10 protein-coding genes are annotated in these 14483 nt (G+C 54.7%); 2 read left to right on the top strand and 8 right to left on the bottom strand.

What is annotated here, in order from left to right; genetic code table 11:
* Positions 1-75: 75 nt before the first annotated feature.
* The 4 genes from QD461_RS26170 to QD461_RS26155 all read right to left on the bottom strand — a co-directional run bounded on the left by QD461_RS26170 (position 76) and on the right by QD461_RS26155 (position 6930).
* Positions 76-1887: an esterase/lipase family protein gene (locus tag QD461_RS26170; protein ID WP_414090260.1), complete on the bottom strand. Its 1812-nt coding sequence runs from the start codon at positions 1885-1887 to the stop codon at positions 76-78.
* 82 nt (positions 1888-1969) lie between these two features.
* Positions 1970-3697 carry a hypothetical protein gene (locus tag QD461_RS26165; RefSeq protein WP_414090259.1) on the bottom strand — a complete coding sequence of 576 codons (1728 nt, stop codon included), beginning with the start codon at positions 3695-3697 and terminating at the stop codon, positions 1970-1972.
* A 169-nt stretch (positions 3698-3866) separates the two neighbouring features.
* On the bottom strand, positions 3867-5654 hold the full coding sequence (locus QD461_RS26160) for a CHAP domain-containing protein (RefSeq protein ID WP_414090258.1): 1788 nt from the start codon (positions 5652-5654) through the stop codon (positions 3867-3869).
* 19 nt (positions 5655-5673) lie between these two features.
* On the bottom strand, positions 5674-6930 hold the full coding sequence (locus QD461_RS26155; protein WP_414090257.1) for a hypothetical protein: 1257 nt from the start codon (positions 6928-6930) through the stop codon (positions 5674-5676).
* Between the two features lie 399 nt (positions 6931-7329).
* Between QD461_RS26155 and QD461_RS26150 the strand changes: the two genes are divergently transcribed.
* Together QD461_RS26150 and QD461_RS26145 are read left to right on the top strand one after the other, a co-directional pair.
* On the top strand, positions 7330-8034 hold the full coding sequence (locus QD461_RS26150) for an outer membrane protein (RefSeq protein WP_414090256.1): 705 nt from the start codon (positions 7330-7332) through the stop codon (positions 8032-8034).
* A 140-nt stretch (positions 8035-8174) separates the two neighbouring features.
* Positions 8175-8480 (top strand): hypothetical protein, encoded by a 306-nt coding sequence (locus QD461_RS26145; protein ID WP_414090255.1) that lies wholly within the window; start codon positions 8175-8177, stop codon positions 8478-8480.
* A gap of 1541 nt (positions 8481-10021) precedes the next feature.
* Here the strand turns inward: QD461_RS26145 and QD461_RS26140 are convergent.
* The 4 genes from QD461_RS26140 to QD461_RS26125 form a co-directional block, all read right to left on the bottom strand.
* On the bottom strand, positions 10022-11941 hold the full coding sequence (locus tag QD461_RS26140; protein ID WP_414090254.1) for a sensor histidine kinase: 1920 nt from the start codon (positions 11939-11941) through the stop codon (positions 10022-10024).
* An 11-nt stretch (positions 11942-11952) separates the two neighbouring features.
* Positions 11953-12642, bottom strand: coding sequence for a response regulator (locus tag QD461_RS26135; RefSeq protein WP_414090253.1), 690 nt, complete (start codon positions 12640-12642; stop codon positions 11953-11955).
* 205 nt (positions 12643-12847) lie between these two features.
* The gene (locus QD461_RS26130; protein WP_414090303.1) at positions 12848-13342 is read right to left on the bottom strand and encodes an acyl-CoA thioesterase; all 495 of its coding nucleotides are present in this window, start codon (positions 13340-13342) and stop codon (positions 12848-12850) included.
* Between the two features lie 26 nt (positions 13343-13368).
* Complete coding sequence (locus tag QD461_RS26125) at positions 13369-14319, bottom strand: class I SAM-dependent methyltransferase (protein ID WP_414090252.1); 951 nt, start codon at positions 14317-14319, stop codon at positions 13369-13371.
* Positions 14320-14483 lie beyond the last annotated feature (164 nt).

Genomic DNA, 14483 nt, shown 5'->3' with positions numbered 1-14483 from the left:
ATTCGGAATGCAGGAATGTGTTTATCCGACACGATCAATACCGGCTGTTTTGGCTTGGAGGTGGTATCAATCAGCTCAGAAACGCGTGATGAAGAATTTAACAAGCCAAGCGTAGAGAGTGAACGCAACCACGCTGCCAATTGCATTGCTTGCTGAAAGGTCGTTGCTGGTTTCGAAGTGGGCGATTACCGGCTGAAGTATCGCGATGCCCAATATGATCGCCAGAGCCACGATGACCGGTATTCCAAGGCGGAGCTTTGAAAGGACGATCAACCACCCAGGTCGACGCTGAACAAGTCCTTCTTGCCTGTCTTCAGCAGGAATAGTACCAGCTACGATGAAGTTCGCGATCATTTGCCAATATTGTTCACTGACGCCGGCTCCATGCCCACCTTTGACAAAGGCCGAGAGTTCACGAATATCGGGTGTCGAATTCGCCTGGTCAAAGCCATCGAAACCCGCTCCACCCAGATCGATATCCTTCAGATACTCAACACTCTTGGGTAGCAGTGCGACCACCCAGTCGCGTGACGCCCTGACATTCAAAAACCTAGCCACGGCTCCGCGCGCGACGACCTCTTTCCAATCGTAGTCGCGACGGACCACGCTCCCGGCGAAGTAGACCCGCCCGAGTTTCAGAGCTGGATAGTTCGCCAGAGCACCCGCCGCCAGGAAAGTGCCGTTCGAATGGCCAACATAGTGAAAATTCGTCGCTCTCGGATATTGCGCCTTTGCACTAACATATTGGTCCATAAACCATTCAACCTTCTGCCGCCGAATCCAGGGCAGTAGGAACGGCATCATAGCAAAATAACCGTAACTTGGCGTCCACCCGCGAAAGAGCTTTAGAGCATCATCGGTTTGCCTGATCCGCTCGGCAATTCGATGAGTCCAGAAGCCGTCGTCGCGTATGCCATGAATGACAAACACGACGGACTCCGCCGTCAGGTCCTGGGTCGGAACCTGATCGACCAAAAGCGCCGGATCCACAGCGATGTCGTGCAGTTCGCCAGCGGACTTTGTTAGTGCATCTATGAAGAGATCACGACGTATCGTGCACCAACCGGGATCATTGGATTGCTTTCTCGTGAACACGATTGCATCGGAGTGCGCAGTATGAGGCATTTCAAGAAAGAAATAACGCTGCCGCCTGGTGTCGCGACCAGCATCTGCCGTGAACGTTCCATCGACCGCAATATCGACCTGGTCAAATGGAGAAATCAGATTGTCTCGAGTTCCCATGAGTTGGATAACAATCGGATCATTTGCGTCCTCACCCGTACGGCGAAGTTCTCGCCGGTGGGCGAGCCAATGCAGCCGCGTCTGGACGATAAAAGGTGCACCGAGCCTGATATCAAAAACTGTCGGTACCGCGCGTCCGATTGAAAGAATATGACCCAGCAGACCAATCACATTGAAATAGAGTCCATAAAGCCATCCGAGTCGCTCCGAGATCTGCCAGCCGCGATTGAATGTTGCAATCATAACGATTCTGCGAACGGATTTTGCCCACGCTTTCGCCGGTATGTTCAGCAGTTCCTCCTCATTCTGGAAGTCGTTCGGCGTTCCGTGTGCCACGAGAAAGACTCGGCGGGCAACGACTGCTCCGAAGCTGTGGCCGACAAGGACAATGTCGTCGAAACCATGTTCGGCAACTTGCGCGTCAATCAATTCGATGATGTCACGAACGATAGCTGCGGCGCGCTTGAACGAAAACAAGGCTTGATAGGGAAGAGGTGGTGTCAGAACGACTTTTTCTCCAGCGACCGACTGCTCGATCGTCGATTTGATATCGCGGAGCCTTGCAGGGCTGCTGTGCCAACCGTGCAGGACGACAAACAGAGCTTTTCTCGACTCGTACAGATCGGAGGCATATGGAGTGGTCATCGGCTTGTCTCAGCGGTTTGATCTTCTACATCGAATGCTAGCTGCTCGTGTTCAAGCGTACCTCTGGCCTCGGAGCCAAATATTATCTTTCTCGGGGCACCGCTGGCGTTCTGTCGCTCGAATCATGCGCTTTCGCAACAAGATAGGTCGCATGGCTGACGAACAGCAGCGAGGCAAATGTGGCACCAAGATCAGGAAGGCTCCCGAAAACCGGACTGGTGGCGCCGAGGATGGTGGTTGCAGAGATCGTGCTTGCCTGCTCTACCAGTATCGAGAAGAAACCAAATACCAGGACAACCGTAATGACGACGTTCTGGAGTCTCGAAACGTCGACGGTGTCGACGTCGGCCTTTTCTTCGCCCATGAAGATGTCGGCGATGGATGCAGAAGCGGGTGACGTGCGCTTATCAAGACCTTCAGAGGTTGCTCCGAAGAAGGGCATGCCTCTGCTTCGCATGTTGTCGCTATCGCCCGTCGCCAAGGCTAAGCCGCCAGCACGATCCTTTGTAGGCAGGATCAAGGCAGAGATCATCGGCGAGGCGCCGGCTATCCCGAGAGCTATGGCCACTGAAGCGGGGATTTTGGGGAAGACGGCAACATTTTCGAGATTTGTCGCGACGATATCAGCAAAACCAATGTTGAATAGCGCAAATGCGGCGTAGCCGGCCAGCGCGACGATAGTCCACAAGGTAACCTGCGCGCGAGCGAGAGAAACTCGATTTCGCTCATCTATCCAGACGCCGACGATATGTTGTTTCGTTCCCAGGCCAAGTGCTAGGGTGAGGCCTGTTACGCCAGCTGCCAAAAGTAGAAAGGGAACGAGGATCGACGTGGATCCCAGTGGAGAGTTGGTGCCTGTCAGATATGCTGAGAGCGTCTGAGTGAACCCGAGGACACTGGCATTCCAAGCTTCTTCCTGGTCAAGCGCGATAGCGGCGCGCCAGATTGTGTTGCAACCATCTTTCGATGGATCTGTGGGACACGACTTGGCGTCATCAAGCACCGATACGGCCTTTGCCGGATCCGGCCAGACAATTTTTTTTGTTGTGACATTCAGAGGTGGGGTACCGTCACCTATCAGGAGTTTGGCGCACACCTCTGCCTGTTTGCCACTGGGAAACGCTTTCAAGTCCTCGGAGCAGACACTGGCAACTTTGCTGATCAGTCGATACTGCATCGACGGGTTCGTGGTGTTAAGGGTGTTCCTTGCTCCGCTCATTGCGTAGCCTGACCAGGCAGAAAGAGTGGCGCCGGCAACGAAGATGATTGCCGAGGCGATCCCGAGAGCCCAGGAGATCTTGCGGAGCCGATTGGGCGGGATTTGAGCAGGAAGACCGCTGCCACTGACTACTGAGACGAATGGCAATTCTTTCACACCGGTCACTTTGTCGGATTCGAAAAGCCTATAAATGCGTCCGTCGGAACCGTTTCCTATGGTAAAGTCGCCAGTGTTGCTTACGTGACTTTCGAGGATCCAACCTGCGGCCTTGGGCAGGTCTATGAAACCTGGGGTACCAGTCGATGTCACCTCAATGAGCGCTGCACGTGCTGGCAGCTCGCTTCCAGCATAGGTTCCTGCTTCAACCGTGCTTACCGTTGTATTCATGGTCTGGTATCGCGCGGCATCCGGAGTTCCTACGCGAGGCAACAAACGAGATTCGTACTTATTATCAAGTCCGCGCTTTTTCGCGAGCATGACCAGATTGCCAACGACCGCATAGAGCCGCTCCGCGGTCGACACATCGTTGTCTATTGGTGTGAGTGCACCGGTCTCTCCCCATACAACTGCGAGCACTTCATCATCTGGCATGACCCGTCTCCTCGATGTCTTATGTCCAACCGCAAGTCATGAAGAGTAGCGATGCTGTTTGCGAGGTTACATCGCACCCGGCTTGCCTGATCGGTGTGGTTGCACTAAAGCCTTCTGTCGTTGATCGAAGCGAAGTATGATTTCTAGCCCAACTGATAACGGAACGGCGTCAAGCCTTCAGTGCATAGTAATATCCCATCCTGATGCTCAGCTCATTTACTGAATAGGCCGCAATTTCGACCTTCTGGATAAAAATCGTCATCGCATTGGACTCGTTCGCTTCAGTAGCGAAAGCCGGAACGCTCTTGGCCTGTATGAGGATTCGACGAGTGTTGAACTCCGGATCTTGTAACTGCTCAACCGTAAATGCCGCACCTTGACCACCCTTCCTGTTGAGCTGGAAAAGTCCAACACTGTCTTCCTTCGTGGTGTTGTTCCGTTTGTCTGCGATCAGACTGGATTCACGTACCGCATTCGCAACAGCAATGCGCTGGTGCATTTGATCATATCCTGCTTCGGCAAAGAGGCGGACGATCAGCAACGCGGCTTCCTTCTGTGCAGCGCTATATCCCTTCAGGTTCAACTGAACGGGGGATTGCGATCCCGCGATGGCTATAGTGCCTGTTTGATCAAAATCCGGCCAGCGAACAGCCCGGATGTCGGCGAGAGAAAAATCTTCCTCGCGAACCTGATCGTGTTCGTTGCCGCCGAGCAATGTCACTTTTCCGGGAGTGCTGAAACCCGTCAGGAAGCCAACATGCCCACTGCTATTGGCCGCTTGCGGTGACAAAACGACGATTGCTCCAAGCAGTGATTTATCTGTTTGGTTTAATGGGAGCGCGATGCTCCTGCCAAAATCAGTCCAGTTTGCGGCCCGTTCCGGCACTTTCGGAAGCTGTTTTGATGTAATCGCCTTTGATTGTAAGAGGCACCACGCGACAAAGGCGCCGCACCATGGCGTCGCGCCGTTGGCCAGGACCCCAATCGAAGCAAAATAGCTTCTGATTTTGGCATCATCGCTTTCTAGGACGCCAATTTGCGTTTTCGCCACAGCCAGCCAGGGCGCTCCCCCTGTGGTTCGCGCAATGTACTGCGGGGCCAATTGGACAATTAGCTTGTACGCTTCCGTCAAGAGCTCGTCGAGTTTCGTTGTCACTTGCGCGACGACGTCGGAGACAGTCCGGACCGTACCGGTTTGATCAACGAAGAGACTAGCTTGAGCGCCAGCCATCAGAGATTGCAGTTCAGGGTTCTGCGGGCTTACGAGGAACCTATCGATCGGTGTGGTGTTGCCGATGCTCGCGGCCTGACGGCACCTTGCCGCGTCTGCAGTATTGTTCAATATATATGATAGGAAGAGGTCGAGCAGATCAGGCTCGTACGTCGGCTCGTGTTGCTGATTCAGACTACTATAACTTGCAATAAGTCTCCGCCCGGACGTTACCATGTTCCAGGCGGCCGCTTGCGCCTGTTCAGTTACATAGTCCTTGAAGTCCGCTGGAAGATTCTTTCCAAGACTGCAGGCCCTGCAAAAGTCATCCCATTCCTCAGAACGGATCTGGAAAGGGCCAAACGGAGATCCGGCTTGCGGCGGCGGGTAGGAATTGCTCGTTGCAAAATTTGCGCGCGCAAGAATGAAATCGAGGCTGGCATAGTTCGGCGCAGTATCATCCAACTGATTTACGACGGACACGGCGTCAAGGCAGGCAATCATGAAATTCGACAAGGGGGGCATTGCCGGGACGCTTGTATCGACGGCGAGTGCGGATTTCAGCACCCAGCCGACGGCGACTTCGCCGTCGTCGTAGTCGAGTTGGACCTTTCGACTGTCGTCAGTTTCCTCCGGTTCATCGAGGTCGTCGACCAGTTGGTTCCGATAGAGGGTTACGTCTTTGCTCGACGGTTGGGTCCTATCAATTTGAAGTGTCGCAACGGTTTTCGTCACTTTGTAGCGCATATCATTAGCCTCAAAGAGCTCACATATTCTGCACTTCAGTCGGGTTCAGAAGTTTGTTTGTCGTGTCTGGGTCGAGCTCGTCGCCACCACCGTGGTGATAATCATTTCGATACTTAGCTATCGCCGCGCGAATATCGCCTTGGCTAGATTTTGCCGTTAGGGTCGAGCTCGTTTTCTTGTTCAGAGCGTCAAGAAGATCCTGAGCGTCCCCGATTCCGGTCGGGAATCTCTCCTTCTCGAACCAGTTCTTTGAGATCTCGCCGTCGCAAGTCGTCCTCTCTTCAGCCAGTCGCGTAATGTCTGCGCTGTTTAGCTGTCCGGTTCGGCCTGCCGGACCGTCATGCAATTGCTGGAACCAGCCTATACTTGCCTTGGTCCGTGCGTTGCTAACCGTGGTGGCTCCGGTATCGACGCACAAGTGGGAGAGCGCCAGCCGTAGTTTTTCCACCGTGACCCCTTTCTTGGAAACCAGGTCGGGTGCCAGTACCGCGGTGTAACCCTCAAGCCCGGGCGTCAATGGCGTCCGTCCCGGTCGCGAGTGGGACGTTAGCGGCGGGCGAGAGCCCGCCGGCACAGACAAAAGGCTGACGGACGTTGGCGAAGCCCCGAGACCAAGCGCCGACAACTGGGTATTCGCTTCCGTAGCGATCGTGAAAGGCATGCAAGATCGCAGATAAGTTCGCAACTGAGTGAGTGCCTGCGGTTTCGAAGCAACCGGATTTGAGGCGATTTCGGTCCGAAGTCTCCTCTGTACGCCATAGACAACGGATTGAACGGTGCTGTGGTCAAGTTCAAGCAGGAGGCTTGATTGAATATTGGAGAAGGTGTCGGCGGCGTAACCGAATGCAGCCGAAACAATCGTCATGGCGGAAACCGCAGCTCCACTCAGGCCGATGATTTGGCCGGTCAAACGCCCTGTCGCATTGATTTGGTTTGTGATCGGCGCGCGCGTACGTTTCACAACGTCCAGCCATTCCAGATAGGAATCGCATCGCTGATCGATGTCGTACATACCCATTTGGACGAACACATTCCAATCACCGCTGCCGAATTTTGAGTAGTCGCAAACAGGCTGCCTGCTCTGCAACTGATAAGACAAGCTGGCCGCATAGCAAATATTGCCGGCATAGGATTCGATATTAATTGCACGCTGCGGCAAAGTGGACGTGTAGAGGTCGGTCCCGACGCCGTTAAGCATGGCCGGATCCGAGCCCATTATGCTGCACGACGAGACGCAAAAGCCCAGCGCCGCCGAAATAAATCTCGCGACTTTCATTAGAAATACCTTCGATCGAGTATCCCCTTGCTGTCGATAAGGCTTTACCGGGAATTGGCAAATGTAAAGTGCGATATACTGTTATCCTCAGCTATTTGTTCTTGAGTTATGCGCGTCGGACCGCCCATGAGACAAGTCGCTTATTATCGAAAGCTGCTGCTACAAACTCTTTGGAATTCGCGCAGGTAATTCAGTCTTTGATTTTCCTGCTACGGATGCTGTTCCTGAACTATCGCGTTGACGAACAGTGGAGACGTTACATTACACAGCGCAATCCGATGGTGAGATCCCTCAAATGCGGGATGCAAAGACATCCCGTTTTCTCGAACAATAGTCTTGCGAAACATCGCGTGCGTCGCCGTACCGACACTAGGACTTTCTGGCGAATAAGGACCTGCCATGACAAAACATACCATTCTTGCCGCGGCCTTGCTTCTGGTCACCCCGGTGGCTGGTCTCGCGGCTGACCTCACTGCTCAGATTGCCGAGGCAGCTGCGCCAGCTGCTTCACCATTTACTTGGACCGGCTTCTACGTTGGCGGTTACGCTGGTGGCGCCTTTGGAACGAACAAGTTGAAAAGCCTTGGTGGATCGACGAGCGTTTCGCTCTCACCGGACGGCTTCACCGGTGGTGGCTTGCTTGGCTTCAACTATCAGGTCGGATCTGTCGTGTTCGGTGGTGAAGGCGAATTTGGTTATGACGGCTGGAAGGCGGACAAGGACTATCTCAACGCGCGCGGCGGCGCGCGTCATGCCGATTCCGAGGGCTCCTATATCGGCCGAGTTCGTGGCCGTGTCGGCTATGCTGTCGACAATCTGCTTCTGTATACAGCTGGCGGCGTTTCATTTGCGGGTGACAAGGTAACCCAAACCAACCGCTTCGTTGGCGTGTCCAACTCGATGACCAGGGATATGGTCGGCTGGAACATCGGCGCCGGCGCGGAATATGCCTTCAGTCCGAACTGGATCGGGCGCCTGGAATACATCTATGACGGATTTGGCAAGAAGACCTATGATTTCCAGTCGTTGCCAGGAACTTTTGCTGACCGCAAGGTCGGCTTCGGTCAGAGCACCGTCCGCATCGCGCTCTCATATAAATTCTAGAAGCCAGAGGCTGCCGAAGCCACCTCGACATATTCAAAAGCTGGCCGCTGTTCTGGCGTCTCTTCGTTCAGATGTCGGATTTTGGGCCGGCGTTCACCAGTCTCAATCAGGAGTGAGACTGCCAGCAAAGTGGGGAATCTATGAAACGAATATCAATGCTGATCATTGCCGCGCTCACTATTCTTGGAGCAATGCCGTCCGCACAGGCAGGCACGTCTGTGCTTCAGCTCAAGGATACTAAAGTCGACGGGTGTAAGAAATTCACGACACGCAACGGCAAGAACTGGAAGGCCGCCGGGAAGATCGTCGTGCAGGGAGCATCGTGTCCCACGGATTTCAACGGTAAGCCGACGATCCGCGGGCAGATGCTCGACGCCCACTCGGTCAAGTTGTCAAACGGCTCGATCTGCAGGTTCGATGACACCGGCAAGGGGCATTGCAGCTGACGTGTGACCACTAAACCCTGTGATCAGTCCCCGAAATGTGCAGTGGTGAGCGCAAAGGAAGGAGCACGGGCGTGAGCCGCTATGTCGTAGCCGCAAGCACCATCCTGTCGCTCTTGGTGGCGCATGACGCCGCTAAGCAGGTACAACTATCGAACGGAATAATGATCGACGGCTTCAGGGATGTCTCCGCGATCGTCACGCGAAACTGTCCAGATACTCGTTATGACGGAACCCGGATCGGCTCTCTTTAGGAAGTTGTGCGCTCTTGCAAGAGCTTTCTCGATATAGGGTTCGAATTGCGAGCGGGTGGCTTTCCATGGACTGCGAGGGCGCTTCCGGACGTGGAACGTTGCTTGTCAGGAAATGGAAAGGCGCGACCTATTGAAACGAGAATGCGGGCGCCGCCGCAAGCGTGCTACCTGGCCAACAATCGCAATCAGGAGAGATGACCGAACAGGAAAAGGCCGTTTGATGTGAGGCGATCGCGAACCGGGAAAGCGACCCGTTGCTCGCGGGTTTCGACGGCGATGCAACTGCCGAGAGCGGCTCCAAACCGATCGATAGTGCACGACCGCGGCTTAAGTCTGAAGCCGCCGTACCGTGCGTCCGGATCCTTAAAGCCGAGCACGCTTTTCTGATAATGTTCTCGGCAATTCCTGCAATTACAAGGTCAGTGTGTGGCTCTGCTCCCTCAGCCGTCGCGGGACCGGTGCATTTGATTGCAGAAGGAGAAGTTATGGCAATGACATGATCGGATCTGGAAAGACACAAGCTGTGACGGACGGCGGCTTTCCAGAGGCATCCGATGCGTTCGAACTGTTGTATGCCACCCGCAAAGATCCGCGCTTTCCGAAGGTCTCCGGACTTGCCGGGAGCAGATTGGTCTTCTCGTGCCAGTAGTGCGATAGTTGGGGTGAGTTCTCAATGAGGCCCATTGTGCTTCCTACCGGCATGTTTGTCGCCTCCACGTTTGGAGCGCTAGCGAGCGACACCGTGCCGTTTCGGCTCGACAAGATTGCTGACGCCTGCGGTGACGCCGCTTCGGACAATACGCAGTATCGTATGTGCCTAGGCGGTGCGATTGCCAAAGCAATGGTAAAAATGACGGGCATGTCCGTTGCTCTACCCAGACTTGCATCATTCGATTACTATGTGCCGCGGGCGGCAATAGTTGCTCCAACCATGGTTACCTTGTGCGATATGGATCTGACGCGTCGGGGCAAACAATCAAGATCCGACTCGCAACAGGCAAGATCGGCAATTATTTCCGTTGCGGGACGTGCTCTGCGGTCGAATCAGCCAGCGAGGATGAGATGCCGCTAAGGTTGATGGAATCAACCGAAAGGCTCCGTCTTGAAATTCCGAGGGGCGAAAAGGGCAGCTAAGCCGCTCATTCGATCTATTTCAATGCATCGGCCTTTGCTGCGACGCCTGGTGTAATCTAAACCGAAAATACGGCTATGCCCGCCTGATGAGAATGTGACGGGAGCGCGGTAAACGGGGTGCCGCGTCTCGAGATGGGTGTAAAAAGTGCAAAACGTCTATAGCAGGCTAAGGCGTGCGACTGTTCCCGCTGCGTTAGAGTGCAATGTGAATTTGCCGCCGAGCGCATCGGCGCGCGCTTTGATGTTGACCAGGCCACGCCCACCCCCCTTTGTGCCGGCGGTCGCATTGTCGATGCCGATCCCGTCATCAATGACCAGCACGACACACGATGGCAGGTCGGGATTCCGCGATACTTTATTGGGGCACACGAGCTTCAGTGTTACGATCTTTGCTCGTCCATGACGCACGGAATTTGTGATGCATTCCTGAATGATGCGAAGCACGTGCAGCGTGGCTTCGGCAGAGAGCACAAGATCTTCCGCCTCCGGGCCGATTTCCCAACGGGTTTCTACTCCGACCGCCGTCAAGCGTGGGCCAAGCCGATAGCGGAGGTTGGCGACCGCGTCGATCAGTGTCGCGGTGCTTGGGCCGCGTGCGTCGAGAAGCAGATGGAGTTCCTCCAGCGAAGCCCGTACGGCATCCTCAACTTCATTGGCAGAGATTTCACCTTGGGTGAGGCCACTGAGCAGGAGGGACAGGCGGGTGCCGACACCATCATGCATATCGCGCATCAGCCGAAGCCGCTCTTCGGTACCAATGGTTTCACGCTCCGTTTTTCGTCTATTCTCATAGAGCACCTCAAGGTCCTGCCGTGCGGCAGCGACACGCGCTTCAAGCACCTTGTTGACGTTGCTCAGCGCTGCCCTGGTTTTCGCCATGTCGTCAGCGAGCAGCACGCTTGTGAGAATGAGGGTGATCGGAAAGCTCAGTGCCATCCAGAGCACGCTTGAGAAAGATCCAACCCCTCCGATCCAAAGAACATCGTGGACGGCCGGCCCGATCTGTCCCAACACGCCGATCAGTAGAACAACGCGATGGAGCGTCGGTTTGAAGAGCGTGCGGTATGTGAATGTTCCGACGCAAAAGAGACCGACAAGGAGTTGGGGAACGTACCAGATCCAGGGCGATAGAGCCATGAAGCGGTCGGTCGGTACGAGGAACAGAGCGATCGATCCGGCAATCGTGAAGACCGCGAGCGCAGCTTCGAATCTGTGCCAGCGACAGTCAGAGAAGCGCAACAGGAACACCCAAATGAAACAGAGTGACCATCCGAGGCTGGCACTGACGAGTGGCCACCAATATTCGACCGGCATGGGAAGAAAATCGAGAAAGCCGTGAAAGTTTCGCAGCCCGAACAAGATAGATCCGGCACCGAACAAACCATAGTTGGTGGAACCGGTGGGATCGCGAAACCAGCTGAACAACAGTGGGATGGCGAGAACGATGACGGTGAGATTGGCGATACCTAACAGATCGACCTGAAACAGCCATCGCAGGCGATAGGCTTGGTGGAGAGGATTTCGTGGGCCGAAATAGCCTTCCGAAAGCCCGGCTCTGCTGTTTGCTACGCCAGTGACCGATATGATGATCTCATTGTCTCCGGAATGGAGCCTGTCGGGTGGAATCGTGAGATAAAGGGGGCGATTCCAGCGCCACGAAGCACCATCATCACTTGGCAGTTCGGCGAGCGGCGAACCGTTGATCGTGACAGTGCTTCGGTTACTGACACGCGGAACATAAAGAGCCCGGTCGCCAAGCGCATCCTGTCCCAGGTTTACATTGAAGCGGTAACGCCCGGTTCCATCGAACCCTGGATGTGTTTTGTTCCAAGCATCCGGGAGTGTGATCGGCTCCTCCTGTGATGCGGTATCGGAGGCGCGATCCCGGCTTGCGATCGTTTCGCTGGAGAGCAAGGTTACCGTGCCACCATCCAAGCGCCATTGATTGAAGGCGTGTGATGGGATGACCCGCACAATTGCAAACGGAACAAGCGTCACGATGATGATGATGGTGACCACCAAGGCGAGATGCCAGTTGGAGGGTGCTCGGACGCGTGCTGTTGTCTTGATTTCCATCGCCGGCCTGTTCAGATGAGTCCGAGAAGGGAAGCCTCGAAGACCGCTTCACCGCGCGTGCTGACTTCGAGCTTTCTATAGATGGCCTTTGCATGCGAGCGCGTCGTATGCGGCGAAAGGCTAAGAAACCGGGCAACTTCGACCAGCGTAAATCCCTTGGCAACGAGTTGAAGGACTTCCATCTCCCGCGGCGACAGTTTCGGATCCTGGGAACCGCCCGTTCCGATACTCGGAGGCAATGATCGGATATCACCCTTGGGAGCTGGCAGAGTTGCCGAGCCTCGCTGCTGGACAGCACCGAGAATATGACGAGCGATTTTAGGATCGATTGGCGAATGCCCCGCCCGCAGGTCGTCGATCGCGGCGCTCCATTGTGCTGGAGTGCTCTCCTTGAGGAGATATCCCGTAGCACCGGCAAAAATCGCTGCAACAACATTGCCCTCGTCGGCAAAAACCGTTGCAACGAGGATATCAGCCTCGGGTTGGCACTGACGCGCGGCGCGAATGGCCTCAATGCCCGATCCATCCGGTAGACCGAGGTCGACGATCATCAAATCGTAGCTCTCCGTCTGAATACTGTGGAGTGCCTGACGAAGGTTAGCGCACCATGAGACAACGTGATACTCCGGCTGGCCGTTGACGATTGCCTGGATAGCCTGCTGCCAATACGGATCGTCTTCAACGACTAGGAGTCGCACCATTCCCTCCCTAAGGCTCACCCGAGACTGTCGCGCTGTTGCCGGAGCATTTCAACGCAGATTTTTTGCGAAGAGCCGATCTCACTCACATTTTGCATCCTCTTGGGGCTCGACTAGCACCTGCCGAACCACTCGGTTTTTGAAGCCGTCCAAGGAACCGCGAGGGATAGCGCTCTCAATCCATTGGTGCTGGTGCCAACAAGCCTTTTCAATGTAATGCTGCAACGACCTTCGGAAGTAGTTTTTGCGCGAGGCCTTGGAAGCCTTCCGCTGTCAAATGTTGATGATCGGATTGCCGAGGGAACTCTTTGAACCAGCGGTTCGGGATCATGATTAACCGGATATGCCGTTCTGCCAAGACCTGTTTGATCTGACCGATATTTTCCTGCCGGTCGTCTCCGCCGCGCTTGCGACCTGGTTGCAGAATGACCACCTTCGTGTCGGGGTTCAACACGCTTTCGAGCTTGGAGCGCATTGCAGCTGTCGTACTGCCGCCCCAAACTCCCGCGTTCTGGACAGAAACGTTCAGGCCCTTTGCCCGTAGCATTGCCTGAAGCTGTGATGGATAATCTTGCCCCTTCAACACCCCGTGGCCATAGGTCTGGCTGGCTCCCAACGCGATGATTGTTGCCGCTGTCGCAACAGACGGCGTCTGAATTGCCACTACCGTCAGTGCGGAAATAGACAATATCCTGGTTATCATGTGCACGAGGTCCCTCCCTCTACAGCTCATGGCGCGAAGCTGCCGTCTGGACGCGATAATTCCCTTGTCCTGGATAAGCAGAGAAAGAGATTTACGCCCGTCTCGTCGGAAAATACTGAGACCGAGGCCACGTCAGGCTGCACATCGGAGCACAAGGATCGAAGATCTTCGATGTCTCTATGTATGAGGAACCATTGTCCGATGATCTCCATGTACGAACGCGAAGGATTGTTTGAGCTGAAATTGCCGATAACGAGCATCCCTCCTTCCGCCAGCATGGGGAAAAGGCGTCGAATCAACAGCTTCGCCGTTTTGTCGTTGAGATAGTCGAATAATCCGGACGACCATATTAGGTCGAACTTTTCATTTGTTCGGAACCGCAAGGCGTTCTTATGGTGGTAGGTAAGCCGCCGTCCAACTGACAGGTTCTGTAGGTTTTCTGCCGCTCTTTGAAGCGCGTTGAGGTCGTTGTCCAGAAGGTGAATATCTCTCGGAAACTCATTGAGGCGCAGACTCTGCGCAATATCGAGTGCGGGTCCGGCTCCCACCGAAAGGATCGAGGACGGTCGTTTGCGCTCAAGTAAGTCTGAAAGAACCTTGCCGCGGTTACGAACAGCCTGAGTGGCAGGGCTGGCGTGGAAGAATTCATCCCATCTCGACAGTTTCGGATCTCTCGAAACATGCTCGGAATAAATTCGTTCGATAATCTCGAAATCACCGGAATATCCATGAGGTCGACTATAAGCAAAGCCCTGCATGGTCAGCGGCTCGCGAAAAACCTCACGATTAGCGTTGAGCGCACGTTCAAGAACCCCGGTCTTCTCGACCTGCTCTGAAAGGCCACCTTCAACAATGAAGGAGGCCTTATGTAAATGGTCCAAGGCTGTCGATATTGCCGCATACTCGCCCGGATAAGGGCCACAACGATCGACCGCATTGAGTAATATGCTAGCAGCTCTTTGTTCTATCATGTTCATTGAGGTAGACCATCTCGAAATCATGTCTCCGATAGCCGACGGATCATCCTGATCCAGAGCGCGAGGTTGGATAGCGAGCAATCCGGCTAACCATCGCCGCGCCTTCTGCGGCTGAACCTTTGACCTCGATCCCAGTGTGACCTTCGTCGAATTCGTTGATAGTG

Source organism: Rhizobium sp. BR 314, from assembly GCF_047445805.1.
Lineage (GTDB): Bacteria > Pseudomonadota > Alphaproteobacteria > Rhizobiales > Rhizobiaceae > Rhizobium > Rhizobium lusitanum_B.
The sequence above is the reverse complement of the archived record's forward strand: the minus strand, read 5'-3'. Positions and strand labels throughout refer to the sequence as shown.